This is a genomic window from Vibrio lentus, from assembly GCF_030409755.1.
GTDB classification, from domain to species: Bacteria; Pseudomonadota; Gammaproteobacteria; order Enterobacterales; family Vibrionaceae; genus Vibrio; species Vibrio lentus.
On sequence record NZ_JAUFQE010000002.1, the window covers coordinates 1,025,442 to 1,051,998 of the forward strand.

At 40.5% G+C, this 26,557-nt stretch carries 22 protein-coding genes and 1 pseudogene; 20 read left to right on the forward strand and 3 right to left on the reverse strand.

Annotation, left to right across the window (positions count from 1 at the left end; all coding sequences use genetic code 11):
- Positions 1–31 precede the first annotated feature (31 nt).
- The 10 genes from tnpA to QWZ07_RS13100 all read left to right on the forward strand — a co-directional run bounded on the left by tnpA (position 32) and on the right by QWZ07_RS13100 (position 10,625).
- On the forward strand, positions 32–469 hold the full coding sequence (gene tnpA / locus QWZ07_RS13055; RefSeq protein ID WP_192854770.1) for an IS200/IS605 family transposase: 438 nt from the start codon (positions 32–34) through the stop codon (positions 467–469).
- A 149-nt stretch (positions 470–618) separates the two neighbouring features.
- The gene (locus tag QWZ07_RS13060) at positions 619–1,314 is read left to right on the forward strand and encodes a hypothetical protein (protein WP_192853525.1); all 696 of its coding nucleotides are present in this window, start codon (positions 619–621) and stop codon (positions 1,312–1,314) included.
- A gap of 14 nt (positions 1,315–1,328) precedes the next feature.
- Positions 1,329–2,435 (forward strand): O-antigen ligase family protein, encoded by a 1,107-nt coding sequence (locus tag QWZ07_RS13065; protein WP_261890871.1) that lies wholly within the window; start codon positions 1,329–1,331, stop codon positions 2,433–2,435.
- A 3-nt stretch (positions 2,436–2,438) separates the two neighbouring features.
- Positions 2,439–3,461, forward strand: a complete 1,023-nt coding sequence (locus QWZ07_RS13070) for a glycosyltransferase family protein (protein ID WP_192853527.1) — start codon at positions 2,439–2,441, stop codon at positions 3,459–3,461.
- A 2-nt stretch (positions 3,462–3,463) separates the two neighbouring features.
- Positions 3,464–4,279, forward strand: coding sequence for a glycosyltransferase (locus QWZ07_RS13075; protein ID WP_192853528.1), 816 nt, complete (start codon positions 3,464–3,466; stop codon positions 4,277–4,279).
- 14 nt (positions 4,280–4,293) lie between these two features.
- Entirely contained in the window at positions 4,294–5,247 is a 954-nt protein-coding gene (locus QWZ07_RS13080) for an NAD-dependent epimerase/dehydratase family protein (RefSeq protein ID WP_192853529.1), read from the forward strand.
- Between the two features lie 11 nt (positions 5,248–5,258).
- Positions 5,259–6,533, forward strand: a complete 1,275-nt coding sequence (locus QWZ07_RS13085) for an MATE family efflux transporter (RefSeq protein ID WP_192853530.1) — start codon at positions 5,259–5,261, stop codon at positions 6,531–6,533.
- A 29-nt stretch (positions 6,534–6,562) separates the two neighbouring features.
- Positions 6,563–8,329: an SLC13 family permease gene (locus QWZ07_RS13090; RefSeq protein ID WP_192853531.1), complete on the forward strand. Its 1,767-nt coding sequence runs from the start codon at positions 6,563–6,565 to the stop codon at positions 8,327–8,329.
- Between the two features lie 538 nt (positions 8,330–8,867).
- Positions 8,868–9,500 (forward strand): adenylyl-sulfate kinase, encoded by a 633-nt coding sequence (cysC, locus tag QWZ07_RS13095; protein ID WP_192853532.1) that lies wholly within the window; start codon positions 8,868–8,870, stop codon positions 9,498–9,500.
- 159 nt (positions 9,501–9,659) lie between these two features.
- Positions 9,660–10,625 (forward strand): DHH family phosphoesterase, encoded by a 966-nt coding sequence (locus QWZ07_RS13100; RefSeq protein WP_192853533.1) that lies wholly within the window; start codon positions 9,660–9,662, stop codon positions 10,623–10,625.
- 353 nt (positions 10,626–10,978) lie between these two features.
- Here the strand turns inward: QWZ07_RS13100 and QWZ07_RS13105 are convergent, their stop codons facing one another.
- Positions 10,979–11,317: a GIY-YIG nuclease family protein gene (locus tag QWZ07_RS13105; RefSeq protein ID WP_318842398.1), complete on the reverse strand. Its 339-nt coding sequence runs from the start codon at positions 11,315–11,317 to the stop codon at positions 10,979–10,981.
- Positions 11,318–12,235: 918 nt separating this feature from the next.
- Between QWZ07_RS13105 and galU the strand changes: the two are divergent.
- The 7 genes and pseudogenes from galU to QWZ07_RS13140 all read left to right on the forward strand — a co-directional run bounded on the left by galU (position 12,236) and on the right by QWZ07_RS13140 (position 18,572).
- Positions 12,236–13,042: pseudogene (gene galU / locus QWZ07_RS13110) on the forward strand (UTP--glucose-1-phosphate uridylyltransferase GalU).
- Positions 13,043–13,201: 159 nt separating this feature from the next.
- Positions 13,202–13,987 carry a hypothetical protein gene (locus QWZ07_RS13115; protein ID WP_192853535.1) on the forward strand — a complete coding sequence of 262 codons (786 nt, stop codon included), beginning with the start codon at positions 13,202–13,204 and terminating at the stop codon, positions 13,985–13,987.
- A 27-nt stretch (positions 13,988–14,014) separates the two neighbouring features.
- Positions 14,015–14,497: a VanZ family protein gene (locus QWZ07_RS13120; RefSeq protein ID WP_192853536.1), complete on the forward strand. Its 483-nt coding sequence runs from the start codon at positions 14,015–14,017 to the stop codon at positions 14,495–14,497.
- Positions 14,498–14,564: 67 nt separating this feature from the next.
- Positions 14,565–15,308, forward strand: a complete 744-nt coding sequence (locus QWZ07_RS13125) for a hypothetical protein (RefSeq protein ID WP_192853537.1) — start codon at positions 14,565–14,567, stop codon at positions 15,306–15,308.
- A gap of 157 nt (positions 15,309–15,465) precedes the next feature.
- The gene (locus QWZ07_RS13130; protein WP_065112475.1) at positions 15,466–16,884 is read left to right on the forward strand and encodes an O-antigen ligase family protein; all 1,419 of its coding nucleotides are present in this window, start codon (positions 15,466–15,468) and stop codon (positions 16,882–16,884) included.
- A complete protein-coding gene (locus QWZ07_RS13135; protein WP_017109851.1) occupies positions 16,877–17,317 on the forward strand; it encodes a low molecular weight protein-tyrosine-phosphatase in 441 nt (146 codons plus the stop codon). The genes QWZ07_RS13130 and QWZ07_RS13135 overlap by 8 nt, the downstream gene beginning before the upstream one ends.
- A 280-nt stretch (positions 17,318–17,597) precedes the next feature.
- Positions 17,598–18,572 carry a porin gene (locus QWZ07_RS13140; RefSeq protein ID WP_192853538.1) on the forward strand — a complete coding sequence of 325 codons (975 nt, stop codon included), beginning with the start codon at positions 17,598–17,600 and terminating at the stop codon, positions 18,570–18,572.
- 292 nt (positions 18,573–18,864) lie between these two features.
- Here QWZ07_RS13140 and QWZ07_RS13145 read toward each other — a convergent pair whose 3' ends face one another.
- Together QWZ07_RS13145 and QWZ07_RS13150 are read right to left on the reverse strand one after the other, a co-directional pair.
- A complete protein-coding gene (locus QWZ07_RS13145) occupies positions 18,865–19,335 on the reverse strand; it encodes a hypothetical protein (RefSeq protein WP_017109853.1) in 471 nt (156 codons plus the stop codon).
- A gap of 394 nt (positions 19,336–19,729) precedes the next feature.
- Positions 19,730–20,251: a hypothetical protein gene (locus QWZ07_RS13150; protein ID WP_192853539.1), complete on the reverse strand. Its 522-nt coding sequence runs from the start codon at positions 20,249–20,251 to the stop codon at positions 19,730–19,732.
- 591 nt (positions 20,252–20,842) lie between these two features.
- Here QWZ07_RS13150 and QWZ07_RS13155 point away from each other — a divergent pair.
- The 3 genes from QWZ07_RS13155 to QWZ07_RS13165 all read left to right on the forward strand — a co-directional run bounded on the left by QWZ07_RS13155 (position 20,843) and on the right by QWZ07_RS13165 (position 26,428).
- Positions 20,843–23,032, forward strand: coding sequence for an immunoglobulin-like domain-containing protein (locus tag QWZ07_RS13155; RefSeq protein WP_192853540.1), 2,190 nt, complete (start codon positions 20,843–20,845; stop codon positions 23,030–23,032).
- Positions 23,033–23,280: 248 nt separating this feature from the next.
- Positions 23,281–24,201, forward strand: a complete 921-nt coding sequence (locus tag QWZ07_RS13160; protein WP_029223507.1) for a LysR family transcriptional regulator — start codon at positions 23,281–23,283, stop codon at positions 24,199–24,201.
- Between the two features lie 181 nt (positions 24,202–24,382).
- A complete protein-coding gene (locus QWZ07_RS13165; protein ID WP_192853541.1) occupies positions 24,383–26,428 on the forward strand; it encodes a TonB-dependent receptor domain-containing protein in 2,046 nt (681 codons plus the stop codon).
- Positions 26,429–26,557: the final 129 nt, after the last annotated feature.

The window sequence follows — 26,557 nt, forward strand, 5'->3', positions numbered from 1 at the left end:
TTATTCACCACAAGTAAGAGGAAACAACCACATGGGCGATTACAGAAGTTCATCACATGTCTATTGGCGTTGCAAATACCATATAGTTTGGACTCCAAAGTATAGATATAAGATTTTGAAAGATAAGGTTGGAAAGGAGCTTTATCGTTCAATTTATATTTTGTGCAATATGAAAGACTGCGAGGTTTTAGAGTTAAATGTTCAACCAGATCATGTTCATCTTGTTGTCATTATTCCTCCCAAGTTGTCGATCTCGAGTTTGTTAGGAGTTTTAAAGGGCCGGACAGCAATTAGACTTTTCAATAAATTTCCACATATACGTAAGAAACTATGGGGAAATCACTTTTGGGCTAGAGGGTATTTTGTAGATACGGTCGGTGTGAATGAAGAAGTCATTCGACGATATGTCCGACACCAAGATAAACAGGACATAGAGTATGAACAACAACTGCAGTTATTGAAGAACTGATAGCGTGGACGCCCCCTTCTAGGGGGTTATAAAGCAAAACCGCCTTCTAAGAAGGCGGATATTTTTTTTCATGCGAGAATATATCTCATCATTTAAATTCAGATAGTTCAAAGGATATTCAGGATTTATTTGATGATTTTAAAGATGTAATGTTGATAATTACAGTAAGACACCCTGTTGATTTTTTAGATAGTTATTATAAAGAGGTTGTTACTAATGGTTGGGATTTTGAATGTGCAAAACCTAAGGCGTTTTTAAAGGAAAATATGTCATTAGTCTCCTATGAGAAGAAGTTTGAAAAATATGATGAAAACTTTGGTGTTAACAATGTGATAAAAGTTATTTATGGTGATGAATTGTTTAAGTTGGGAGTTGAAAGAGTATTTTCAAATATTCTTGGTGTCAAGTATCATGAAGTTATGGGAGGTTTAGTTAACAAAAGTTCTTCCGTGCAATACGTTAATTATGTTAGGCGGATAAATAACACCTTGTTTAATGTAAATAGAATGAGGTGTATTCTTAATTCTGTTGAAGATAAAAGCAGAACAAATGGAAATAATGGTTATGTATTTTCAAGTGATCTTGTCGATTTTATTGTCGATGGATTTGAGCTTGGAAATAAAAACTTATCAAAATATGAATTCCATACTGGCAATGTAAAAGAAGTGTTAGGTTCTCCATCTAAGCTAAGTGTTAACACAGTAGATATAAACTTAGAATATTTTGACCCAAGCCTTGCGTATGAGGATATTAGTAGAATTGATGTGTTGAAATATCTATACAGAAAGTCTCCAATAAAATTCAGAAAGCTAATGTTAAGGTGTTATTTTAGGCTGAAACGCTGATAGAGAGAATTTAAATGTCTAGAAATATTCTTGCAGTTAGGTTTTCTGCATTCGCTATATTTATTTTGTTCGCATCCCCAGTTTTTAATTTTTCTGTTTATAAAATTGGAAGTTCCGACATTAGATTAGGATATGTATTGTTCCTATTAGGTTTTCTTTTTATAAGGACACCCAAGACGATATCTTCATATTACTTGTTATTTATATTGCTGATTAACGCTTACATAGCGATGAAGTCATCTTCATTGTTTTTATTTGCTTGGCCTATCATGATGATAGGTAGTTATTATATTGGCAAGGAAATAAGTAAAGTATATTCCTTGTATAAGGAAGAGGTTAACTATTTAGTTAAGAAGTTATCTATTTCTCTGATCTTAGTTTTTATTATTTTTAACTTCTATGAAGTAATTTTGGTTGCTAACGGTACAAACCCGAAAACGGCTATTTATTATTATTTAGGATATTATTCTCACTTCAATATAGCCGCGACTTCAGCCTTTTTACTTGCAATATTATTTATTGAAGATAAGAAAATGTTCTTTACATTGGTTTTTTTTGGCTTATCAATAACACTTATAAACTCATCTCGCACAGGATTCTTAGCTTTTCTTGCTTGTATTTATTATTATAATGTTGTTAACAATATTTTTAAGGCGAAAATGTCTTATTTGTTAATGTTGGGTGGGGTATTTTTTTTACTTCTATTTTTGGTTAAGATTTTTTTTCCGGAAATGTTTTTAAGGCTGTTTGATTTTGAACAGGAGATTGAATATTTTCATACAGGACAGGGACGGTTGGCTTTATGGAAAGCTGCATTTGAAACTTTCCAGCAGAATTACTGGGGATATGGCATAGGTAACTCCAAAGAAGCAATGTTAAATAGTGCTTCTTTTGATTTGTGGTATCGAGAAGATGCGGTGCATAATATTTATATTCAAACATTAATAGACAATGGGTTTGTTTCTTTCTTACTGTTGATTTTTGTTTTTTTTAAATTTTTTAAAAATAGATATGTGAGTAACGTTCACTATTTTTGTTTTTTGTTTTTATTCTTGAGTTTATTTCAAAATTCAGGGTATGAACATATAATTTGGTTTTTTATAGGTTTTTCTGAAGAGTAATTTATGAGAATTGATATATTTTCTGACATTCCTTATGATTATTATCAGCATGTTAATCAAGCTATCTTTCGTCATTATCATAATAGTGGTTACAACGCGCGATTCTTCGAAAAGATTTTCTTGCATAATCCTACATTAAGTCGGTTTAAAAAGCTTGTAAGTGACGTTAGTTTTAATAATGAAGGAGCTAGTAATCTTAAATTGGTTTCTATAAAAGGGTTGCCATCAATAAATACCTTTTTTGACTATTTTTATTCGATTTTCTTAATAAATAAACATAACATTGAAGGTGACATTTGTATAACCTTTGTAGCATCTAAATTAGCAATTAATATTTTTAATAGGTACAATAAAAAAATATATTACTGCGTACATGATTATGAATCTCAGGGCTTGTCTCAACGTAAGATTAATCAGGAGAAAGTGGTTGTAGAGAGTTGTGATGTTGTTTTTTGTGATAATAATGATGTTCTAGAAAGGTTATCTAATGGTCAGCATTGGGTTCATCTTTTTAACAGCAAAAAAGGCGACAAATATATATTGGTTCCTCCTCTAGTAAATGAGTTGTTTTATAATCTTAGTAATGAATCTCTAGATTTTGATTTTTGTTATTTTGGTACTTTACACAAAGATATCGATGTTGAATTACTAAGAAAAATAGCTATATCGGGAAAGAAAGTATTAATTATAGGTGATTGTACAGATGGTTTGGTTGATTTGGTTAATATTGTTTTTTCGAAGCCAACCTCTAATATAAAGGAACTAACTAATCTAATATCAAGAAGTGAAGCTATTTTACTACCTTATAAAAATAGTGATTTTATGAAAACGGTCACACCTGCAAAAGTACTTCAATCTTTAGCAACAAAGAAAAAGGTACTCACGAGCAATAGAAGAATATCAGATTTGTATGGTATAGATTATCTTAATGAAGATTTGTCGGAATCTAGTGTCGATGATTTATACGAAGATATTACGATTTTTTCAGAAAAAAACATTCTAAATAAAATTAGTAAGGTTGTTTGATTATGATGATTTCAGTTTTAATGTCAGTGTATAAAAATGACAGCCCTGAACAGTTTGATGCATCATTGCAGAGTCTGTTAACGCAGACATATAAAGCATCAGAAATACTGCTGATAGTTGATGGTCCTGTTGATGAACCATTGAAAAATATCATTGTTAAGTATTATGATTTATTCCAATTGTCTGATACTGAATTTAATGTTCATCATAATCAAGAAAATATCGGCTTAGCTTTAAGTCTAAAAAATGGATTAGAGCTAACAAAGTTCAATATTGTAGCTAGAATGGATAGTGATGATATTTGTCATCCACAAAGGTTTGAAAAACAAATATCTTTTATGAGTCAATATGACTATGTATATACTTCATCAAGAGAATTTATTTCCTATGTTGGGGATTTAGAACAAGGTAACATTGCTCTAAACCCAGAAAGAGTTGGAAAAATATTAAATTATAGAAATCCAATCGTACATCCTTCGCTCATGTTCAATAAGAGGGAAATATTGGATTTAGGAGGGTATAGAGACTTTAAATTCTTCGAGGATTATGATCTGCATATTAGGGTTTTTAATAGCAATATTAATATATTATCAATTAGAGAACCTTTGATTTTTGTACGGGTTGGATCAGGGTATAGTAACAGGAGACATGGTTTTTCTTATTTCAAGCTTGGTCTTTATCATAAGGTTAAGTGGTTTAAAGAAGGTAACTTAAATAGATTGAAAGTTATGTTTTCACTATTTCCATTCTATATTTTTTGTATGTTTCCAGGTGAAGCAAAAGAACTTATTTATAAATATCTTAGACGTGTTAATTAAAGTTGGTTGATGATATGAAAAGAATTTTAATCACAGGTGGTTCAGGTTTTATTGGAACGCATTACGCTAGAATGTTATTAAATGATGGTTGTGTCGTATACAATCTAGACATTCTAGAACCAAGGTTCGAGCACGAAAGATACTTTTTTATACATCAAGATGTCAGAGCTTTATCTGAGTTTAACATTGATGATATTGATACAATTCTAAATTTTGCCGCAATCCATACTACGCCAGGTCACCCATGCCACGAGTATTATGAGACTAATATTTCTGGTGCAAATGAGATTTGTGCCCTTGCAGAGCGCAATGGAATTAAAGAGATCGTCTTTACAAGCTCGATTTCCGTTTATGGTCCAGATGAAGAACAAAAAGATGAGTCTACAGTTCTAACCCCTAACTCTGCTTATGGCTTTTCCAAAATGCTGGCGGAAAAAATTCACCAATCTTGGTTGAAACGTAATGAAGGCACTAAGTTAACGATTGTCCGCCCTGCGGTTGTTTTTGGCCCTGGAGAGGGGGGGAACTTTACCCGATTAGCAACCATGCTGCGTAAAGGCGGTTTTGTTTACCCTGGGCGTAAAGATACGATTAAATCTTGCATTTACGTTGAAGACTTAATTCATGCTATTGAACAAGCAAGATCTACGGATAATTGTTTCGAACTGTTTAATGGGGCTTATGCGGAACGCTACACGTTAGAACAAATTATTGATACATTTCGAACTAAGTATTATCCGAACGCCAAAACAATCATGATTCCCAAGTTTGTTGTGATTTCTGCTGCTAAGCTTTTGGGAATGTTTAACGTCTTGAACATTGGCATTCACCCAGATCGAGTAATGAAGTTAATCAAGTCAACTAATATTTATCCAACCTGGCTTGTCGGTAATAAAGTCGAGCTTCCTGGTGACTTGAGTTCAGCACTCGATCGTTGGTCAGATGCTACCAACGGCAAGTTTGATTAAGTTAATTAGAAATGAATTTATTTTTAAAATCATTACAAGTTTTCCTAGTTAGAGGCTTCGGTGCAACTGCTGGCTTTTTAATGAGCCTGATTGTTTCCAATGCCACGGATGTAGCAAGTGCGGGAGTGTTCTTTTTTGCTTTTGCATTAACTCAGCTCGGCGGTAGTTTGTTAGCTTTGGGCTCAGAACACTATTTACTTAAAGTTACTGGCGCTGATTTTGGTATCTCGTGGAAGCGTATCAACCAAACCGTTTCTGTTCTGTTTAGAACAGTCTCAATTTTGGCTGCTCTATTATTGGTTGTTTGTTTGATGCTACCTGATCAAATTGCCAATTGGTTAGGTATGCTTGAGATTGCAGGTTTCTTATCACTAATAGTAGTGTGCGTGTTCTTTTTTGCGTTGCAACAGATGCTTTCCGCTGTCTTGCAGGGCAAGCAGCAAGTAATTTGGGCAAGTACAGTGCAAAATGTGATTTCTCAGCTTTCGTTTATCATTGTGCTTGGTGTTTTGATGTTCTTCGGTTTTGACCAAACTGGAGACTCACTCTTCTATATTTACACTATTTGCGTTGGTTCTGCGATGTTGTTTGGCGGTGCGCTTTGGTTTAATACCAAAGGCACGTCGTTTGATATTACAGCCACATTTTCACCAGAACTAAAATCCAGTTTGTCATCGCTATTTGTTGCTATGTTGATGAGTCAATGTGTTATATGGGCAGGGCAATTTGCAACGGCTAAGTACTTATCTAGTTCAGATGTGGCTTTCTTTGCGTCTGCCCAGCGAACTGCAACGCTCGCTTCTTTTGTTTTGATTGCTGTTAACTTAGTCGTGGCACCTAAATTCGCACAAGCGTTTGCTAAAGGTAACTCTGGTGAAGTTAATCAGTTGTCTCTGCTTTCAAGCCGTTTGATGATTGCATTAGCTGTTCCCGTTCTTGCCTTGATGGTTGTTTACCCTGATTTCTTGATGGGGTTATTTGGTGATGAATACAAAGTAGCAGCGCCGTTGTTACAGATATTAGCAGTAGGGCAGTTTATTAATGTAATCACAGGTTCTGTTGGCTATTTACTTAATATGACAGGCCATGAAAAAGACATGCGTAATGTGGTGCTGTTTTCTGGTCCATTAGCCATTGTGTTAGCTTTTGGTTTAACCAGCCACTTTGGTTTAATGGGTGCGGCTTTTGCGACTGCTATTTCTGTTGCTACGCAGAATCTACTAGCGGTTTGGATGGTAAAGAAACGTTTGGGCTTTAATACGTTGAACGTATTTAGAAAGGTTTAACTGTTGGGTCGTAACTTTGAGTTGGTCGTATGTTTGATTCTCAATTATTAATCGCTGTATTAGTTGTTGCGCTGCTTGTTGCCTTAGTTCTGTTTCATATTCGCCCGTTATTGGCGTTTGCTGGTGTTGGTGCTGCATTGTTTATTACTGGTGCAGTTGACCAGACTATTTACTTAGGTGGTTTCACCAACGGTTCTTTAATGACGTTGATGGTGTTGATTATTTGCAGCTTTGCAGTTGAGAAAACCTGTCATGTGCGCTATTTAGGGGCATCGTTGTTCAATGGCAAGTTTGTTCCGAACTACATAAAGTTATTGGTAGTGAGCAGCTTTACCTCGGCTTTTGCCAATAACACGGCGGTAGTGGCAACGCTAATGGGCTGTATAAAGAAGAACTTACCAAGCAACGCGAACAAGTATTTATTGCCTCTTTCTTATGTTTCTATCTTAGGGGGGACGTTAACGTTGGTTGGTACTTCGACTAACTTAATTGTCTCGGGTTTTGCCCAAGAAGCAGGGCTGGCGCCGTTCTCTATGCTGACGACTACGCCTGTCGCGATTGTTGTCGTAGGCATATGCTTAGTCTGTTTGTTGTGTTGTATTCCTTTGCTTCCATCTAGTAAGACGAAAGAGCAACATCGAGAAAATACGAGTTACTTTATTGAAGCTCAAGTTTTGGCGGTTGTTAATACTCATTCATTAGTGGGTAAAACGGTCTTTGAGAACGGGTTGCGTGACTTGGGGTCTTTGTATTTGAGTGAAATCATTCGCAAGGGCGGTGTTGTTACACCTGTATCACCCAATGAGGCTCTGCATCCTAATGACAGGTTATTGTTTAGCGGTGACGTAGCCGCATTAGAAACTTTGCAACAGTTTAAAGGCTTGAAAACTGTGGGCGTTGTGAGTGAACAAGACGCGCATATTGGTCAAACAGTCGAAGCAGTACTCTTGGCAGATTCAGTTGTGGTTGGTAAGACTATTAAGCAGGTTAAATTTAGATCTCTGTTTGATGCATCTGTTATAGGTATTCGCCGTGGCAACCAAAAGCTTAGCGGGGGCTTAGGCAATACAGTGTTGCAAGCGGGCGATATGTTGCTTCTTGTTATCGGAAATGATTTTAAAGACAGGAACAATCTAAAGCGTAACTTCGTTTTCATTGATGGTGCAGATTTTAGTAACAATTCGGGTGAGCAACAAACTCTTTCTAAAAATAAGTCTCGCTGGGTTCTTGGTGGTTTTGTAGCAGCAATTGGGTTGTCGGCTATTGGTTTACTGCCATTACTTAAAGGTTTACTCATTTTGTTAGGTGGTTATGTGGTAACGGGTGTATTAAATGTTCAATACGTTCGTCGTCGTATCCCGTTTGAAATTATTGTGATTGTGGGTAGTGCGTTGGCGTTGGCTCATGCTATGCAAACGAGTGGGTTAGCGAATACGGTGAGTGTTTCTTTGCTAACGTTGACCAACGGATATGGTGTGTATGGTGCGTTTATTGGGGTGTTCTTGGCAACGTTGTTGCTTACAGAATTAATCACTAATAATGCAGCTGCGGCGATCATTTTTCCTATTGCTCTTGCTACAGCGCAGCAATATGGCGCAGACCCAATGCCGTTTGTTATGGCGGTGGCTTTTGGTGCGAGTGCGAGTTTTTTGTCGCCGTTTGGGTATCAAACGAATTTGATGGTGTACTCGGCGGGTAATTATTCTATTAAGGATTATGTGAAACTGGGTCTGCCGCTTTCGATTGTTTATTCCATTACCGCGTTAGTGATGATTCCTGTGGTTTATCCGTTTTAAGAGATCCCCCGACTCAGTCGTTCCTCCTTCTGGTGGATGACGGTAAGGTAAGTCGGGTAGATGTTTGCGTTCGTCATTCCCTAAAATGAGGGGCGAACGTAATAGGGAATCTCGTTTGTAGCTTGAGATTCCAGATACCTCGTTCCTAGATTCTGGAATGACGGTTGTTTTAGGGTCTCGATGAAGGTTGCTTTCGAGTTTTGGCGGTTATTTTAAAGCTTCCATGCCAGTTATCGTCATTCCTTAAAGTGAGGGATGAACGTAATAGGGAATCTCGCTTGTAGTTTGGAGATTCCAGATACCTCGTTCCTCGGTTCTGGAATGACGATTGTTTTAGGGTTTTTGGCGGGTATTTCGAGTTTTTGACGGTTATTTTAAAGTTTCCATGCTAGTTATCGTCATTCCCTAAAGTGAGGGACGAACGTGATTGGGAATCTCGCTTGTGGTTTGAGATTCCAGATACCTCGTTCCTTGGTTCTGGAATGACGGTTGCTTTCGAGTTTTGACGGTTATTTTAAAGTTTATATAAAGGTTATTCATGGCAAGTCCATATCAAGAAAAAGCAGATGCGACAGGAAAATCGAGTGATGTGGTTTGGCACAATGCTACTGTTACACATCAACAAAGGGCTGAACTGAAACAACAAAAACCTGTTGTGCTGTGGTTTACAGGCCTAAGTGGTTCTGGCAAGTCGACGGTTGCTAATGCTGCAGAAAGTCAGTTATTGGCTTTAGGCAAACACAGTTATTTGTTAGACGGCGATAATGTCCGTCATGGTTTGAACCAAGATCTAGGTTTTAGTGATGAAGATAGAGTAGAGAACATTCGCCGCATTGGTGAAGTGGCTAAACTGTTTGTTGATTCAGGAAGTATTGTGTTGACGGCGTTTATCTCACCGTTCATTTCAGACCGCCAACAAGTGCGAAATCTTTTAGGGGAGCAGCAGTTTTTAGAGGTGTTCATTGATACGCCGTTAGAGGTGTGTGAGTTGCGTGATCCTAAAGGCTTGTATAAGAAAGCACGTAAAGGCGAAATCAAACACTTTACGGGTATCGATTCAGAATATCAGGCACCAGTGCAGCCAGATATTCTCGTAAAAACGGCAGGTAAGAGCATTGAAGAGTGCGGCGAGCAAGTTGTGAATGCGCTGCGTGAGCATGGTTATATTTAATACTTACCTTGGCCCGTACTAATAGCACCTTGCTGCAATCATGTTATATCACCTAACAACTTGATATTGATGTGAAATAGAGCTGCCTGTAAAAATAGACCAATAAGTGGCATATCAATACTTTTAGCCCCATTCGAATTAGATAGTGAGAGGACCCCAATGCATTACGACGTATTCAATGGAGACGCAGACGGCATTATTGCGTTGTTGCAATTGCGCTTAAGTGAGCCAAAAGAAAGTGTGCTTATTACTGGCGTGAAGCGAGATATTAAGTTGCTTTCTCAAGTTGTTGCTCAAAAGGATGTTTCTTCTGTAACGGTATTAGATGTATCGATGGAGAAAAACCATGATGCGTTGCATTCGATGTTGGATGAAAAGATCGATGTGTTTTATTGCGACCACCACCGTACGGGTGACGTGCCTGATTCTGCATACCTTGAAACCTTAATCGATACCGCGCCTGAGTGTTGTACTAGCTTGTTAATCAATCAAAAGCTCAATGGCGAGCATGTGGCGTGGGCTATTGCTGCGGCCTTTGGTGATAACCTTAAAGCGGTTGCTAATCTGCTTGCGGTTGAAAACGGTTTTGATGAATCACAAATAGCGTTCTTGGAAGAGTTGGGTACCTTGGTGAACTATAACGGGTACGGGGCATCACTGGATGATTTACACTTCACGCCTGTTGAACTTTACCAAGCGCTCTATCAATACCCGAATCCGTTTGATCTTTTAAATGATGAGGATTCAGTGTTCTATCGTTTACGGGCTGCTTATCAAAGCGATTACCAACAAGTCACTAGTCTTGCTCCTGTTTATGAGAGTGAAACGGCACGTGTGTTTGAACTACCGAGTGAAACTTGGGCAAGGCGCATTAGTGGGGTGTTTGGTAATGAGACCGTCAATCAAGACCCGAATCGAGCCCAAGCAGTGTTAACCCTGAATCAAGATGGTGAGTCTTACATGGTGAGTTTGCGTGCGCCGTTGTCGAATAGAGCAGGGGCCGATGAGGTATGTTCTAGTTTTGAAACAGGCGGTGGGCGTAAAGCGGCTGCTGGTATTAATGTTTTGCCAGAAGCGGATAAGCAGCGTTTTATTCAAGTGCTCACTGATTACTATTCGAATTAGTCGAGAGATGCGAGATTCCCTATCACGTTCGTCCCTCACTGTAGGGAATGACGGGGTGGGGTGTTGTTTGTTAAATCCATTGTCATTCCAGAACCGAGGGACGAGGTATGTGGAATCTCTGACCGGAGTGAAATTCCCTATAACGCTCGTGCCTTACTGTTGGTAATGACGAAGTTGGGTATTGTTTGCTAATTCCACCGTCATTCCAGAACCGAGGTACGAGGTATGTGGAATCTCTGACCTGAGTGAGATTCCCTATCACGTTCGTTCCTCACTGAGGGAATGACGGGGTTGGGGTGTTGTTTGTTAATTCCATCGTCATTCCAGAACCTAGGTAAGAGGTATGTGGAATCTCACAATATATCGTCGTAGAGATCGCGCCAACTCGGATTCCGCTCGCTAATCAGTTCCTCCTTCCATGAACGATTCCATCTCTTTAACTGCTTTTCTCTGTCAATCGCAGTTTTGAAATCTACGAAAATTTCAAAATAAACTAATTTGTGCACATTGTATTTCTGAGTGAAGCCCTCTACGTCTTCCGTCTTATGTAACCAGACCCGTTGTGCAAGGTTTCCTGTGACACCAATGTATAGAACTGAATTGGAGCTGTTAGATAGTATGTATATAGCAGGTTGTTTCATGGTTCCCCCTTCAACGTTGATCGTAAAACTACCAAACGCAGAAGCACTCATGGCATCAAATAAGTACTAGCTAACAAAAAACAGATTCCCTATCACGTTCGTGCCTCACTGTAGGAAATGACGGGTTAGGGACGTTGGATCTGAATGACGCGGTTGTTGTTCCTTGTTGTAATAAATGATGACGAGGGTTGCTCGGTAATTCCACCGTCATTCCAGAACCGAGGGACGAGGTATGTGGAATCTCATACTCCAAGTAAGATTCCCAATCACGCTCGTTCCTCACTGTAGGGAATGACGGGTGAGGGAAGTTGGATCTGAATTAAGTGGTTGTTGCTCCTTGTTGTAAGAAATGACGGCGTAGGTTAGTTGTGAATGACGCGCGCGTGCTCGTTCCTCGATGTAAGGAATGAAGAGCAGAATAAACACTTCATAACGCAGTCATCCTCGAGAATTGTAACAACTGGCACAGGAGCTTAAATGGTCGTCATTCCAGAACCGAGGGACGAGGTATGTGGAATCTCTGACCAGAGAGAGATCCTCTATTACGTTCGTCCCTCACTTTAGGGAATGACGGGTTAGAGACGTTGGCTCTGAATTCGTGCGCAGCGTTGGCTGAATCAATGTTCTTGTTTCTAAATAGAAACTGGTTTCAGGTTTGAATCTTGAATTAGAATCTAATTTATTAGGCGTTTTCGAATAGACTAATAATTCAAATTGTGGAACGCTTTATTCATTAATCCCGTTGTAAGTGATTAATGAATAAAGCGTTCATTAAATCAGTATTCATAATCGTATAGTATGAATTTACCATTGCGTACCTAGTACTTGATAAGTATAATCTCGACCTATTAATCCTAGTCATCTGCTAGGAATATAAAAAAAAGTTCAAATGTTGGATTTTCCTACGCTAGGTATGTTTGATGAAATACTTTATCTATAATGGGTACTAGGTACATAAAAGGTCCTTTAATGATTAAATACTGTTTGTTTCCTGCTGCTGGCTACGGAACTCGCTTTTTACCAGCAACAAAATCAATGCCTAAGGAAATGATGCCAATCGTGAATAAACCATTGATTGAGTACGGGGTTGATGAAGCGATACAAGCAGGGATGCAGAGCATGGCGATTGTAACAGGTCGCGGAAAAAAATTCGTTGATGGACCATTTCGATAAGAACTACGAGCTCGAGCACCAAATTCTCGGTACCACAAAATAAGGGTTGTTGAACGAAATTCGTGAGCTTATCGATTCTGCCCACTTTACCTACATTCGCCAACGCGAAATGAAAGGATTGGGACATGCGATTCTTACTGGCAAAGAGTTGATAGGTAACAACCCGTTTGCTGTGTTGTTGGCCGATGATTTGTGTGTAAACCGAGATAAGGGTGTACTCGAACAGATGATTGGCTTGTTCAAACAGTTTCGTTGCACCATTGTTGCTGTGGAAGAAGTGCCGATGCATGAAACACATAAATACGGTGTGATTGCAGGTGAGCACCTAAGTGATGACTTAATTCGTGTTACGACATGATTGAAAAGCCAGAACCCGGCACAGCACCAAGTAACTTAGCCATTATTGGCCGTTATATTTTAACACCTGATATTTTGGAACATATTGAAAACACAGAACCGGGTAAAGGCTGCGAAATTCAGGTAACAGATGCGATCCTCAAACAGGCAAAACAGGGGGGTGTCATTGCATATAAGTTCAAAGGTAAACGCTTTGATTGCGGAAGCGTTGAAGGTTATATCGATGCAACCAGAACATGTTTTTGAATCGTGTGGAATAAAGCGACTAGATACAAAGTTGTGCTCAAAATCCCACAGGTTATGTCGAGAATCTAGTAAGCCAGTGTTTAGATAACTGATGCCCGGACAGACTAAACACTTGCTTACTTTTTAGTTATACCAATTGCATTAAACAAGGCATTGCTTTTGACAATCATAATTCAAGATAAAGAAAACCCAATCGTAATTGAAGCTGGCATTGCACAAAGAAAAGAACGAGCAAACAAAGTGAAAGTTTTCTTGGGAATCAGCCTGATTTTTTTACTGTCGGCTTTTGTTGTTGGTGTGAGTAGTAAAATGCTACTGGCCAATTTTTACGTGTTGGATGCAGAAAAGCAGTTAGGCGCTTTCCTACAGAATAAAGAAAGTCAAAATACCAAGAGTCAGGCGGTTTTTGATTTGACCAAACTAGAATCTGCGATGGAAAAGGTTGCTGAGTGGGACACTAATAATCCGGATAGCCTTTTATTATTCGCGGCATACCAAGCAGTGATTGCGTCGCAAGTTCATGAACTGGAGCCAGAAAATGATTCTTACAGTGTCGAATACAAGTTTGAAGATGCGATAGCAATAGCAAAACAAGCACAGTTGCTAAGGCCGATGAACGCTAAAGCGTTTGTTGCCGAAGCTGAATATCAATGGCGGAATGGCGCATCATTTGAACAAGTTAACGCTCCGTTTGAAATTGCTTTGCAAAATGGTCGCTTTGAAAGACCAGTTGCCTTGTTTGGTTTGGAGTTTTATCTCGCTTATTGGGCAAGACTAGATGTCGAACAGCGTGTATTGGTGTCGAGTTACCTGCTAGAGCCTAAAAAGTACCGTATTAATCACTGGAAAATTAACCAGATCATAGCGCGTTCCCCAGAGAAGCTACGCGCATGTCGATTGCTTGCTTTCAATGACAAAACTACGCCTGCGTGTAAAGGAACTTGATAATGGTTGATTTGAACAAGTGTCTTTATGTGTAGCAAGACAACAGATTTAAAAAGTGCAGTTGTTGAGAGTAACAAAGTGATTTCTGAACAAAGACAAACGAGCTGGAAGCGGGTAGGACTCTTTTTAATCGTGCTATCGCTAGGTGGAATGGCTTCGTTGGCCAAATCTTTAGACCTTCTAACGGGGCTAATCGTCCAGCTAGAAAATAAAGTGGGTGGTGATATCGTTTTGCATCTGGCGGTTTCTGTTTGTTTAGGTGCTAGTGCCTGCTGGGCTGGTATGACGAATAAGCCAAAACGCCACTTCTTTTACTTTAGTGGACGGCAAGCCGCGCTCATTGTTTTAAGTATCAGCTTAGTCAGCCTAGACGAAGCGATGCAGTATTTTATTTCTACGCGAACATTTTCAGTTAATGACTGGTTCGCGAACATGGTTGGTTTGTTTATCGGAATAGGTATCTATCAACTTTTCTCAATTTATCGGATTAAGCAACAGCTATCAGCTTAGCTTGCTTTGGTAAACCATGGTGTGGATGCTGAATTCACGCTGTTTAATTCTCAAAAGAGGTATATACATGAAGTTAAACAAATTTATGCTAAGCGCATTGCTTGGTATGACGATGTCAACTTCGGTCACTTATGCTGCTACATCTGAATCTGTAGATTTAGTGGGTATCGTAGAACAAAGTGAGCTGACACCAGAAGAGCTAGTTGCACAGTTGATCGCTCAGTACCCAGAAATGGCTGCAGCAATCGTTGAAACGGTTGTGACGGCTAACCCTGAAGCTGCTGAAGCGGTCGTAACTGCTGCTGTAACGGCGCAACCAGAACAAGCGGCATCAATTGTTGAAGCGGCAGTAGCAGCTGAACCTGAATCGGCTGAAGCCGTATCGGTTGTTGCGATCGCAGCAGCACCAGAACAAGCAGCTGCTATTGCAACAGTTGCTGCTGAAGCGGGCGTTTCTAGCCAAGCAGTTACAGAAGCGGCGATTGAAGCTGGCATTGATCCTACCCAGGTTCAAGAATCTGTTGCAGCAGTAGAACAAGCGCCTGCAGCTGAGGCTCCAGTTGTTGAAGAAGCGGAAGCTCCGGTAGCTGAAGAGACTCCTGTAGCCGAAGAAGCTCCAGCTGCGGATGAGCAAGCTCCTGTAAATGAAGAAACGCCAGCAAACGAAGATTCTCCAGTAAATGAAGAATCTCCGGTTAAAGATGAATCTCCAGTTAAAGATGAAACACCAAAAGCGCCTGAATCAGATAAGAAATTCCCTGGTGCAGAGCCGACAAAACCTGTGAAAGATTCGCCTGTTTCAAGTAACTAACACAGTATAAAGCCCGCACACAATCTTTGTTGGTGTATAGCGTTAGGTAATAGCAAGCAATGACCTGAATGGTTGTGTTCATTACCAAGCTTTTGTATTTCAAGAAGGAGCGGGCTTTAATGACACGATTTGTTTCCCAATGAGAATGTTACGATTAATGCGTTTGAATACTTTTAGCTTCTATAGCTTACTTACATTGTTAGTTTGGTTGCCTATTCCATTAGGCTCTAACCGCATATGGGCATGGTCCATTGCAGGAGTTTGGGTTGGCACTACTTTAATCGCAGCGGTTCTGAGTTTTCGTTCTCATTGGCAAGCATTCCCTTTTCAACGCCTGAATCAGTTCAAATGGTTGATTTTACCCATTGCTATTTTTCAATTGTGGACGGCATTGCAACTACTGCCAATGTCTGAGCTTCCATTGACGTTTATGTCGCCAATGGCTTCTTTGGCTTATGAACAGGTACATTTAGTAACGAATACACAAGGTTTGGGGCAAATTAGTGTTGATGCTTTCAGTACATATTGCAGCCTAATTAAAGGCTTGGTTTACCTGTTGTTCATCGTGTTAGCTATCGTGCTAATCGATACGAAAGAACGTATTAAATGGGTACTCAGTGCTTTGTTGTTGAGTGGCTGTTTCCAAGCCGTTTACGGCGCGTTAGTGTTGTTGTTTGGGTTCGAGTTTTCACCGATTTTTGGTATTCGTTTGCCCGATGTCGCAACGGGCTCATTTATCTATAAAAATCACTTAGCCAACTACATGATGATGTGCCTGTGTTTAGGTGCGGGATTACTAGTTTCACAACTTCATGTGTCTTCCTCTGGTTCTTGGCATATTCGAATTCAACGTTGGGTATCAGGGTTAATTTCTAACAAAATGGTTGTGCGTTGCGGCCTAATTATGATGGTTATCGCGCTTGTAATGACGCGTTCCAGAATGGGTAACACGGCATTTTTCGCTGCTACCTTGATTGGCGGATTCACAGCATTATTGTTTTATAACCAAAAGCCGCGCGCACTAGTCGCACTAGTCATCAGTTTGGTCTTGATTGATACCGTTGTTGTCGGGTCTTTGTTTGGTTTAGCCAAAGTAAAAGATCGCTTAGAACAAACCGCTATGGAGAAAGAAACACGAGTAGAAGTGGTCGATTGGGGAACGTTAATGGTTGAGCAAGCCCCACTCACTGGATATGGAGCGGGTAGCTTTCATTCTACATTTCCTAAGTTTAGTTTTTGGAACATTGGTTATTACGATCATGCGCACAACGAGTATTTGCAATTTGCCGTGGAATCAGGTTTACCGATGACGTTAATGTTGGGAACAATGCTTTTTGTCGCTTTGTATAAAACGGTTCAAACCATGCGTAAACGCCGTAGTAAAACCATGAAAGGGACAGCGCTTGGCTGCTACATGGCCATTGTTGGCATGCTGATTCACATTTCCGTGGATTTTAATCTCCAACCTTCTGCTAATGCCATGACGTTTTTAATGGTCTTGGTGCTAGTCGGGGTGTCATCTGTATTGCCATCAGGCAAACGCCGTACGTCTACACAAGAGAGTCACAATGTTTAATCGAATTTTAGTGGTTTGTATGGGTAACATCTGTCGCTCTCCTCTAGGTGAAGCGTCATTGAAAGCGATAATGCCGAATAAAGCGGTTTGTTCTGCTGGGATTGCGACCGAGCCAAGTGGCTTAATTGGTCAGCCCGCAGACTCTATGATGCAAAGCGTTTCGGCGAATCATGGCTTAGAACTTAATGAACACAAAGCACAACAGCTAACTCAAGAACTGTGTGATTCAAATGATCTCATTTTGGTTATGGAGCCAGCTCATATTGACTTGGTTGCTTCCATTGCACCTAACGCGAGACATAAGACGTTATTGCTAGGGCAATGGAGTGTAGGGACTATTGCAGACCCTTACCAAAAAGACCAACAGGCTTTTGAATTTGCTCTGCAACAGGTGTTACAAGCAAGTCGCCAATGGGCGCAAAAGATCGCCTAATTTACGGCATTAGTGAAAAGTATTAACTACTGCGATATGAGCTGCGCACGATATTAACTAGGTTTGATATCAGCTAGGTGCAATATTGACTAGGTGCGACATGAATCACGCATCGGGCTAAATGACTCCTAAAAGATAAAACACGGATTCATCAATTTAAGAAGTTGAGTTTAAAGGAGCATGAGCTATACCCCTTTAAATTTTTTAAGGAATACAGCACTTGTATTCATTTTACGGTCTAGGTACGCAATGGTGCGTAGCTATTAGTTTGGAAATAACAATGAAGAAGACTATTCTCGCTTTAGCGACGTCGGCTGTTCTGTCACCCGCTTACGCTTACGAAATTATTAATAACGACACAGCTTACCTAGATGTATATGGTGAAGTGAAGGCTCGTGCGTTTTTCTACGACAATGAGAGCAATGACTACACGTTCGGTGAATCTAAGATTGGTGTAGATGCGCGTTATTCAGTGACGGACACGACTAGTGTACTTTCATTAGTTGAAGCTGAAATCAACTTTGATGCTGAAGAAGATAAAGATGAAGATGATCTTTACCTATCAAAATACTATGCAGGTGCACAACACGAAGTGTTAGGCACGCTAACGTTTGGTAAACATGCAACAACTTCGGATGACCTAAACGGCGTCGATTACTCTGAAGCGTTTGGTGGCTTAGCTAATCTTAATGCTGTAAGCCAACACGATCTTGGCCTTAAGTACAAATTCGAAACTGAAGTGTTTGCGCTTAGTGTGAACTACGGCCCTGAAGCCGGTGACTTAGATCGCGAAATTATGGAAGCTTATGGTCAGTACTTTTTAGCGGATCTAACTTTAACTGCTGGTGTGGGTTCTTCTTCAACAAACGTGACTCAAAACAGTAAAGATGAGCTGTACTCTATGCTAAGTGGTGAGCTAAACATGGGTGACTACAAGCTAGGTGCAACGTACTACAATACTGATATTGAAGACCGTTCAAACAGCCAACTTGACGTTAAGAAAAACGCTTTCGCTATCGCTGGTCAAATTGAGATTATCGAAAAGCTATTTGGTTACACCGGTTATGAGTTCATCTCCCAAGATTCAAACACTCGTACTTTAGACGGCGAAATCAATAACTTCTACTTAGGTTCTCGTTACGAAATCGTAGAATGGGCAAGTGTTTACGCTGAAGTGAACCTTGTCGATGACGGCACTAAAATAGTCGATGAGCAAGCCACTAACTATGCACTAGGTGCAACTGTTAGCTGGTAATTGACCGGTAGCTAATAAGACTGATTTCAGACCAATAAGCTATAGAGTTACGTGTAGCTCTACAGCTTAAAAAGTATTATCGCTCGTCACTTTTACTGATAGCTATAAGCAGAGCTCGCTTTGAGGGACGCTCGTCGCTGTGTTTACGAAATTGGTATTGGCTAAATAAAAAAGCAGTGGGACATTCGTCTCACTGCTTTTTTTATGAAAGTTAACTGGTTAGAGCTTACCCGTTTGTTTGATAGAGGCCATTTACATATCAGTTGTTAGTGTCATCAAAACAAGAGCCGAGTTAAAAGCTGATTTCCATTAGCTCGGTGACAGTTAAACCGAATAATAGTTGAATCAGTGCTAACGAGTCTTCATTAGGTAGTCTTTCTGAAATGAGTTTCGTTAGGGTAATGACACCATTTCGGCCGTTGCCATCAGCACCTTTTTTGTGTGCATGCATAATGAACATGCGCATGATCATTCGAAACTGATTGGATGAGCTCATTGAAGCTTTCCAAGAGTCGATCAGCTGTTCCCTAGATGAAAAATTAAGATGCTGGAGAATAATAGGGAATACTTTACCTTTAATGGCCACTTCAAAATCGCTATTGCTCGCGTAGTAACCTTGCAAGGTACTTTTTCTCAATCCTGTTTCTTTACTAAGACGGTCGTAAGTTACATTGTCCCAACCTTCGTTTAGAAAGATATCAAGAATGATAGAATTGTAGGCTGCAAAGTTTTCTTCCCATTGCGCCTTACTAATACGTGCCATAGTTGTCTCCGTAATGTTGATAGAACAAACATTAGCACATAATTATTAAAAAGTAATAGGTACGTATACTATCCTGACAAAGTGTCACGCTATTTTACAGGCCGTTGACATAGATAAGCGGTGAATACTACTTTTTGGTAGAAACAAGTGAAAGTAATTAACTGATATTTTACTTATTAAATGAGGAGGGAGGGGGAGGTTATTTGGAGTAGGGATTGGAAATGATCGAGTTAACGGACGAACATAAAGTGCGTTGTTTACCGTTTATGCCATAAAGTGTTTAATAAAAGGACTACTGGCTCAGAACATTGATCACGTTCTAGTTAACTCGATGGTTTAACCAACTGATAGTTATCTGTTGATGAATGGTTTCTGTATCAATTAGTGGCTTTTATTAACAAATAGTTTCAGCGAGTGTTTCTCGTATCGGCGCAATAACGGCCAGTCCGAAAATATGAACCATGATTTCACTGCTGTCTTCATGCGGAAGAGCGACTGCTATCAGTTTATGAAAATTTTCCATGGCTTGATTGGCAATTGGGGTCGGTTCATTTGAAATACAGTGCGATATGAGCATTTCGATAATAAAGCTAAATTCGGTTGTAGAGAGCGCGGTATTCCATGATCTAAAAAGTGCCTCTTTACTTGAAAGGTCAAGCTCTTTGAGCATCAAATCCTTTAAGTTCCCTTGTAGCGCAACTAAAAAATCAATATTACTTGGGTAATAGCCTTGTAATGTGCTTTTGCGAAGTCCTGTGATTTTTGAGATACGATCGTATGTTACTTTGCTCCAGCCTTCTGTTAAGAAAATATTCAAAATGACTGAATTCAGCTTTTGATAGTTTTCTTCTTTCTGCTGTTTAGTAATACGACTCAAATTAACCTCAATATCAGAATTTTTAATGAGTTGAATCATATCGTACCTAGTACCTTTATGGAATAGTGTGTCATACTTTTTTATGGAATTGTTGTTAGTTATTTAGTGTGTCGATGTGACGTTAGAGGCTTTTTGACATAGCCTTACCTAGCGAGCGAAATGATACTTGATGAGTAACAAAACTGTCAAATGCCACATTGTGCATATTCATTCAGTTTGCGTGTTAAGTCCGATATTTTTGTGATCTTCTGTGAAAAAAAATTATGTAGGTTCCTCTAAATTTTCTTAATGTAGTGATATTGATTCATATAACTTATATTACTCGGATTAGTAGTAAATTGGGTTAGGATCTAGTCTCCAATTTATTAATAATTTTCGATGTGAATTAAGATTCTAGATTCATTTGCCTTGTCAATAATTTAGCTCGACAAATCAATATTTTAGCATTTTAATTTGAATGAAAAGTCAAAATCATATTGATTCTTATATTCAATCCGTGACTTAAAATCACAAGTTAAATCAAAGGTCATCTTTTCTTATAAATTCCATTACTTGTCTATAAATATTCATGGCTAAAATGAATTGATTCGGTTGTGATGGGCACAGCTGTTGAGTAAGGAAATGGAATTGATGTTGAAACGTAAAGCTCTGCAATTAGCGGTATCTGTCGGAATGGCCGCAATGTCTGGCGCTGTTTATGCGAATGGTTCAGATATGACGAATCCAGATTCTGGTGTCGTAGTCGGTTATTGGCACAACTGGTGTGATGGTGGTGGTTACCAAGGTGGCAATGCGCCTTGTGTGACATTGGACGAAGTGAACCCAATGTACAACATCGTGAATGTGTCATTCATGAAAGTGTACGATGTGGCGGATGGTCGAATTCCTACTTTTAAACTAGACCCAACCATTGGGTTATCAGAACAACAATTTATTGACCAAATCTCAGAACTCAACAAGCAAGGTCGTTCTGTCCTGTTAGCTCTGGGTGGTGCAGATGCACACGTAGAACTAGAAACCGGTGATGAAAGAGCTTTTGCTGATGAAATTATTCGTCTGACTGAGCGTTACGGCTTCGATGGTCTGGATATCGATCTGGAGCAAGCCGCGGTAACCGCAGCCAACAACCAAACTGTTATTCCTGATGCGTTAAAACTGGTGAAAGACCATTACCGTGCGGAAGGCAAAAACTTCCTCATCACGATGGCGCCTGAATTTCCGTACTTAACGTCTGGTGGTAAATATGTACCATACATCGACAATCTAGAAGGTTACTACGACTGGATTAACCCTCAATTCTACAATCAAGGTGGCGATGGTATTTGGGTTGATGGTATCGGTTGGATTGCACAAAACAATGATGAATTGAAAGAAGAGTTCATCTACTACATTTCTGATTCTCTAATCAACGGTACTCGTGGCTTCCACAAGATCCCACACGACAAGTTAGTGTTTGGTATCCCTTCGAGCATTGATGCTGCAGCTACGGGTTTCGTGCAAGATCCTCAAGATCTTTACGACGCATTTGAGACCTTAACGACTCAAGGCCAACCTCTGCGCGGTGTAATGACGTGGTCTATCAACTGGGACATGGGCACCGATAAGAACGGCCAACAATACAACGAACAGTTCATCAAAGATTACGGCCCATTTGTTCACGGGCAAGTGACACCGCCACCGGTTGAAGGTGAGCCAGTGCTGAAAGGCGTTGAACATGCGCGTGTTCTTCATGGCAGCGCATTTGACCCAATGGAAGGTGTCACTGCAACAGACAAAGAAGACGGTGATTTAACGTCTTCAATTGATGTTGAAGGGTATGTTGAAACAGCGGTTATTGGCACTTATGTTCTGACTTACCGTGTGAAAGACAGTGACGATAACGAAACCACCAAAGCAAGAACGGTAGAAGTTTACAGCCAAAAACCAGTATTCGATGGCGTATCTGATACGACAGTAATACTTGGTTCTGCATTCGACCCAATAGCAGGTGTGACGGCGAATGATGCAGAAGATGGTGACCTAACGAGTTCTATTACACACACTGGCAGTGTCGATGTGAATGAAATGGGCAACTACTCGCTTGTATATAGTGTGACAGACAGTGCGCATCAAACCGTCACTGCTGAACGTAAAGTGTCTGTGACTGACGGTTCTAACTGTGCTGCTGCATGGGATGCCGAAACGGTTTATGTTGAAGGCGACCAAGCTTCACATGACGGTTCAACGTGGGCAGCCGGCTGGTACACTCGTGGCGAAGAGCCGGGAACAACAGGTGAGTGGGGCGTTTGGAGAAAGGTTTCAGATTCTTCTTGCGGTGGTAACCCTGATCCGGGTACAGATCCTGAACTTGAAGTTTCGGGTCTTCAGTCCGAATACGCACCTGATAACGGTGATGTCCGCTTGGATCTGACACTAACGTCAAACGAAGCGTTAGATGTGACTGCAATGGTGCTAAATAGTGCAGGTACTTTAGTTGAACAGACTAAAGTAAACCTCGTCGATAGCCAAACAATCACTATCGTTTTGAATGACGTAACTGAAGGCCAATACTCACTTGAAGTGGTTGGTACTGCATCGGATGGTGAAATGGTCATGGTGAATAATTCGTTCTCTGTGAAAGACGGTGGCGGTACTACACCACCTCCAGGTGATTACCCTCCTTATGAAGCGGGCACAAACTACGCAGCCGGTGACATTGTAGTGGGTAGTGATAATGGTTTATACGAATGTAAACCTTGGCCATACACGGCTTGGTGTGCAAGCGCATCTTACGCTCCTGCAGAGAGCCAATACTGGCAAGATGCTTGGACAAAGCTGTAAGTCAGCTAGATTTAACGGTAGACGCTAGAGACACAAAGTAAACGATACAAGAGAGGCTATATGCCTCTCTTTTTTGTGCCTGCAATTCATGACGATGTAGGTTTGGCTTCATTAAAACCGATTTGTAATCTCAAGCTTGAGTATACGCTTTGCTCTAGATCAAAATAAGAGTGATTATCAATTGTATTAATGGATTGATAGATGCACTATGCGCACAGTGAATTTTCAATTTTGTGAATATCTAAATAATGAATCTAGCGCAAGTCGACCTCAACCTCTTAGTCATCCTAAAGCATCTTTTAGAAGAAAAGCATGTGTCTAATACGGCCTTAGCGCTTGATATGAGCCAGCCAACGGTGAGTCGTTCGCTACAAAAACTGCGCACTGTATTTAATGATGACTTGTTGGTGAGAGCGGCTTATGGCTATGAATTAACGCCAAAAGCGGAAGCGATTAAACAAGATCTTAACTCTGTACTTACGCGCTTAGAAAAGCTGGTTCACGGAGACGTATTTGAACCTCAGACTAGTGACAATACCGTTCGTTTTTTTGGCTTGGTTCCTCAAGTTTCGCACTTATTGCCAAAAGTCGTGGCGCAAATTCGTAAACAAGCACCGAACATGGTGGTTGATATTGACTCCATCCCTAAACGTCACTTTGAACCTTTATTGTCGGGCGATGCGCACTTCGTGCTGTCAACGCATGAGCCGTTAAGCTCTGAGCAGAATCTGTATCGAATGTTCGTGATCAGCCGCGATTACCGCCTGTTGATGAGCAAAGACCACCCGTTGGCAGACAAAGAGATCACAGTCGATGATTTACTTAACAGCCAACTAGGTCAGATTTCACTGCAAGGTGACAAAAAACTCTCCATTGAAAATCGCTTTAAAGATTTAGGCTTGATTGATAAGCAGCGCCAACTATCGATTCCGATTCAGCTGTCCAATTTTAATATTGCTGCGGATATCGCTGAGACGACTGACATCATATTTCACTTACCGACACCGTTTGCCACACGAGCCGCTAATCAAAGAGATTTAATTTGTAAACGCGTACCTAAAGCCATCAGAAGCCCATCAGAAGATGTGTATCTATATTGGCACAAACGTTTCCACAATGATCCTATGTGTCGATGGGTTCGCAATCTATTTAAAGAGATATATACCTGATTTATCTTGGTGGTGAATGTGATTTCAATAATGCCATTGAAATGAATATGACTTTGTTTTGTTATTTGAAAGGTGAATAGCGAGAATCAATTTTTGGTATGAAACTTTCGTTGATAAGAATGGTACTAGGTTGTTTAATGCAAACCATTATCATTACCAATCACATATAAGAATAAATATCATGTCTGAGAGATCTCTTTTGATTCGCAAACCTCTTTTGGTTCGTAAACCCCTTTCGATCGCAGTCGCTGTTATTTGTACGTCACTTTCGGCTAACGTGTTAGCGCAAGAAGAAGCACAAGCTACCGATGAACAAATGGTGGTTACGGCAACTCGTACTGAGATGGCACTAAAACAAGCACCAGCTTCAATGTCGGTTATCACCGCTCAAGATATCGAAGACAGCCCTGGTATTACCTTAGCTGACATCGTCGCTGAATCAACGAGTGTTGAGTCTGACTTCGACAGCACACGTGCTGGCCGTCAAATGATCTCTATTCGTGGTATGGATTCTGATTACACGCTTATCATGGTCAATGGCCGTCGTCTAAGTTCGGCGAGCGCTATCATCCGTGGTAACGACTTCGACCTTTCTACCATTCCTGCTGATTCAATCGAACGTGTTGAAATCATCCGTGGCCCAATGTCTGCACTTTACGGTTCAGATGGCATGGGTGGCACAATCAATATCATCACCAAGGCTCCAGAAAATGATTGGAGTTCAACACTAAGCATGGACACGTCTTCACCGTTAGATGGTGATGGTGGTGAAGAGTACTCGATGGGCTTCACCACCTCTGGTGCTCTAATTGAAGATGAATTGTTTGCACGCGTTTCTGTGAACCAAACTAGTCGCAATGCATGGCAGCCATACTCTGGTACACACAGCTCCGGTTACGATCGCTCAGATGTTACCGCTTTAGAAGAGCGTGACACACTAAGCTTACTCGCAAGCTTGACTTGGAATGCGACAGACAACCAAACGATCGACTTTGATTTTGGTTACAGCGACGACGAACGTGACGGTTTAGCTGAATACGCTACAGGTGCAAACCCTGTTGATAGTAAGGTTGTACGTAACAGCCAAGCGATTACGCACAGTGGCTTTTGGAGTTGGGGTGATACGCAAGTGCGTTATTCTCGTGAGAACGTGACTGATAATGATGCTGCTGACTCAGATACTAGCTACAGCAGCGATGTTGAAGAGTTAACTCAAATCGTAGAAGCGTCTGCAACGACTTATCTTGGCGAGAGTCACACTGTAACATTTGGTATGGACTACCAGTTAAGTGAATTAACCAACAAAGAAAACCTCGTTAATGGAACATCAGAAGCTTACCAAGGTGCATTGTTTGTTCAAGACCAATGGTTGATGACTGAGCAGTTAACTGCAACAGTCGGTGGTCGTTTGGATAAGCACGAATTGTACGGTGAAGAGTTCAGTCCTCGTGTGTATCTAGTTCATCAAACGACCAATGACCTCATCATCAAAGGCGGCGTGGGCAAGGCGTTCAAAGCGCCGACTTTGACGCAAAACCAAGCAGACTATCAAGTGAATAGCTGTAAGGGTGCTTGTGATTTATATGGTAACGAAGACCTCAAGCCTGAAACTAGTTGGAACTATGAGATTGCGGCTATATACAGTCAACCTCGTTGGAATGTCGAAGGTGCTTTGTTCCGTAATGAAATTAACGACCTTATTGACCGTGACGACACATACTGCGAGAACGGCGGCATGTTTGAATCGGGTAAAGGGTGTGCGGATAGCTCTAGCTCAACTGGCTATGTGAAAGGAAAGCGTACTTATACCAATGTTTCAGAGGCTGTGGTTCAAGGTGCTGAACTGACTGGTCAATTCCAAATTACCGACGAGTGGGGCGTGTCTGGTAACTACACGTTCTTAGACACAGAAGACAAATCAACAGGTGAAGAGCTGCTTGAGCGCTATAAGCATTCAGGTTTAGTAAAGCTGAACTGGAGCCCAACTTACGATCTAAACACGTTCATCAGCGCTCGTTACCGAGGTGAACGTAATATCGAAACTGATTTGACTCAAGATGCTTACACGACACTGAACATTGGCGGGGTATATAACATTAATGATTCAGTTAGAGTACGCGCAGGCGTTACTAACTTGACTGATGAAGCGGTATCTCAAGAGCTTGAGAACATGGGCTACGTCGAAGAGCCACGTACTTACTATGTAGGTATGACTGCAGATTTCTAATCAGGTATGAGTGATTTCACTCGCTAAATTGATAAGCAATAAACAAAGAACCCACACAGGCTGGATACTCTATAAAGAGATTGGCGAGTGTGGGTTCTTTTGATTTGGGCGCTCGTAACTAGAGTGAGC

Excerpts from the sequence above, each read along its gene's own strand:
- tnpA (WP_192854770.1), top strand. The coding sequence starts at position 32 with ATGGGCGATTACAGAAGTTCATCACATGTCTATTGGCGTTGCAAATAC.
- QWZ07_RS13080 (WP_192853529.1), top strand. The coding sequence starts at position 4,294 with ATGAAAAGAATTTTAATCACAGGTGGTTCAGGTTTTATTGGAACGCAT.
- QWZ07_RS13060 (WP_192853525.1), top strand. The coding sequence starts at position 619 with ATGTTGATAATTACAGTAAGACACCCTGTTGATTTTTTAGATAGTTAT.
- QWZ07_RS13065 (WP_261890871.1), top strand. The coding sequence starts at position 1,329 with ATGTCTAGAAATATTCTTGCAGTTAGGTTTTCTGCATTCGCTATATTT.
- QWZ07_RS13140 (WP_192853538.1), top strand. The coding sequence starts at position 17,598 with ATGAAGAAGACTATTCTCGCTTTAGCGACGTCGGCTGTTCTGTCACCC.
- QWZ07_RS13075 (WP_192853528.1), top strand. The coding sequence starts at position 3,464 with ATGATGATTTCAGTTTTAATGTCAGTGTATAAAAATGACAGCCCTGAA.
- QWZ07_RS13165 (WP_192853541.1), top strand. The coding sequence starts at position 24,383 with ATGTCTGAGAGATCTCTTTTGATTCGCAAACCTCTTTTGGTTCGTAAA.
- QWZ07_RS13070 (WP_192853527.1), top strand. The coding sequence starts at position 2,439 with ATGAGAATTGATATATTTTCTGACATTCCTTATGATTATTATCAGCAT.
- QWZ07_RS13100 (WP_192853533.1), top strand. The coding sequence starts at position 9,660 with ATGCATTACGACGTATTCAATGGAGACGCAGACGGCATTATTGCGTTG.
- QWZ07_RS13135 (WP_017109851.1), top strand. The coding sequence starts at position 16,877 with ATGTTTAATCGAATTTTAGTGGTTTGTATGGGTAACATCTGTCGCTCT.
- cysC (WP_192853532.1), top strand. The coding sequence starts at position 8,868 with ATGGCAAGTCCATATCAAGAAAAAGCAGATGCGACAGGAAAATCGAGT.
- QWZ07_RS13105 (WP_318842398.1), bottom strand. The coding sequence starts at position 11,317 with ATGAGTGCTTCTGCGTTTGGTAGTTTTACGATCAACGTTGAAGGGGGA.
- QWZ07_RS13155 (WP_192853540.1), top strand. The coding sequence starts at position 20,843 with ATGTTGAAACGTAAAGCTCTGCAATTAGCGGTATCTGTCGGAATGGCC.
- QWZ07_RS13120 (WP_192853536.1), top strand. The coding sequence starts at position 14,015 with ATGTGTAGCAAGACAACAGATTTAAAAAGTGCAGTTGTTGAGAGTAAC.
- QWZ07_RS13090 (WP_192853531.1), top strand. The coding sequence starts at position 6,563 with ATGTTTGATTCTCAATTATTAATCGCTGTATTAGTTGTTGCGCTGCTT.
- QWZ07_RS13130 (WP_065112475.1), top strand. The coding sequence starts at position 15,466 with ATGCGTTTGAATACTTTTAGCTTCTATAGCTTACTTACATTGTTAGTT.
- QWZ07_RS13145 (WP_017109853.1), bottom strand. The coding sequence starts at position 19,335 with ATGGCACGTATTAGTAAGGCGCAATGGGAAGAAAACTTTGCAGCCTAC.
- QWZ07_RS13125 (WP_192853537.1), top strand. The coding sequence starts at position 14,565 with ATGAAGTTAAACAAATTTATGCTAAGCGCATTGCTTGGTATGACGATG.
- QWZ07_RS13160 (WP_029223507.1), top strand. The coding sequence starts at position 23,281 with ATGAATCTAGCGCAAGTCGACCTCAACCTCTTAGTCATCCTAAAGCAT.
- QWZ07_RS13085 (WP_192853530.1), top strand. The coding sequence starts at position 5,259 with ATGAATTTATTTTTAAAATCATTACAAGTTTTCCTAGTTAGAGGCTTC.
- QWZ07_RS13150 (WP_192853539.1), bottom strand. The coding sequence starts at position 20,251 with ATGATTCAACTCATTAAAAATTCTGATATTGAGGTTAATTTGAGTCGT.